Raw genomic sequence first — 1,675 nt, forward strand, 5'->3', positions numbered from 1 at the left:
GAGGGCTGAACCGGCACCGGGGGCGCGTGTCAGGCGCGAGCGTTCCGTTACAGTCGCCAGCGCTCCCGCCGACTCGCCGCCCGTCATCCACGTCGCGCGGGACACCATGACGCTGCTGTTCTTTCCCTCGCCAATCCAGCGGAAGACCCTCACCTTCGATGAGTCGCGGCTCCGCGTCCTGGATGCCGGCGAGCGCTCCGTCATCGTTCAGCCCCTGGCCGATCTTCCCGCTGGCGAACGACAGGAACTCGGAGTCTTCTTCTCGGACGGCAAGGTTCCGGCACGGGCGGCTTTCACGCTCGTGACCGATCCGGCTGAAGTGGATATCCGGATCGAGGTGCAGCGCCCGGCGCCACCGAACGAGACCTGTCCGACGGACGCTCGCGCCCCGACGCCGAAGCCCGAAGATTTCGTGCTGCTTGGCTACTTGGATGCGGAGGGTGTCACAACTTCCCGCATCAAAGAGACATGGGGCGGCGCACGCGGACTTGAATCATTCAATGTCGTGGCTTTTCGGGGGAAGCGGTGGATTCTCGTAGACATGACGATCTCCAACGGAGCCGGACAACCCGCCTGGGCACCGCTGGAGGCGACCTTCAGAGGTCGGGTTGGCATGCCTTTGCGTGCGCGGATCGTAACCGACAAGGAGCTCCCGATTCCTCCCGGAGAAAGCAGGCGCGTTCTCGCGGTCGCCGAAATCCAGGAGTCTGATGCAAGCTTTGTCTCCACCTTGGAGATGCGCGGGGATGGAGGCCGGCATTTGTCGATTCCGGACGTGCGGTTTCCGAGACCTGTACCGGGGGCTGCCCAGTGACGAAGCCGATTGCGGTGCCGGCAGTCTCGCTCATTGACGGGTGGCAGATTTCCAAGACGCTTGGCGGCGGCGGTTTCGCGGTTGTCTTCCTTGGCGAAAAGAACGGCATCCAGCGTGCCCTCAAAGTAGCCAGGCACCGGGAGACCAGCGGCGACGCCAAGCAGACCCACGCGCGCACGTTGCGAGAGGTGACGTCGCTGCTCATGCTGGACCACCCGAATATCGTCCAGCCGCGAGGGTTCGGGGTCGCGGAGAGTGGCCACCTCTACCTTGCGCTCGACTACGTGGACGGCTGGACGCTCGCGGAGTGGGCCGAACGCAAGCACCCGACGATTCGCGAGCTCCTGAGCGTCTTTGAAAAGCTCGCGGGTGCGCTGGCGTACATGCACAGGATGGGCGTCCTGCATCGGGACCTGAAGCTGCTCAACGTCCTGATCCGGAAGAGCGATGGTGAACCTGTCATCATCGATTTCAGCTGCGCGACCTATACCCTCGCAGAGGACCTGACGGGAGGCGGGTTGCCCCCGGGCACCGAGCGCTATCGGGCCCCCGAACAGTTTCAATTCATGCGGGAACACAGGGACGAGCCCCGGGCTCGCTACGCCTCCCAGGTCTCCGATGAAATCTTCGCGATGGGCGTCATGCTCCACGAACTGCTGACCGACCCGCGCCCTACGGCGCACCGGGCGCGCTTCGACTTGAACAACCCCGCCCTGATGACGCCGTCTCCCCGAACGGTGAACGCGCGTGTTCCCGACGGGGTGAGTGACCTCGTGCTGAGCATGTTGTCCCATGAGCCCTCCCAGCGCCCGGTCGACACCGAGGCGCTCCGTCGCGAGCTGGCGGATCTCCGGGCCCATC

2 protein-coding genes are annotated in these 1,675 nt (G+C 64.8%); both read left to right on the forward strand.

The features are described 5' to 3' along the window. Positions 1–814, forward strand: an 814-nt coding sequence (locus G4D87_RS37490; RefSeq protein WP_163787549.1) for a DUF2381 family protein, incomplete at its 5' end; no start/stop codon positions are given. Beyond that, positions 811–1,675, forward strand: an 865-nt coding sequence (locus tag G4D87_RS37495) for a serine/threonine protein kinase (protein ID WP_163787550.1), incomplete at its 3' end; no start/stop codon positions are given. The genes G4D87_RS37490 and G4D87_RS37495, both read left to right, overlap by 4 nt.

Origin of the sequence: Myxococcus vastator, from assembly GCF_010894475.1 — a bacterium.
Classification (GTDB): domain Bacteria; phylum Myxococcota; class Myxococcia; order Myxococcales; family Myxococcaceae; genus Myxococcus; species Myxococcus vastator.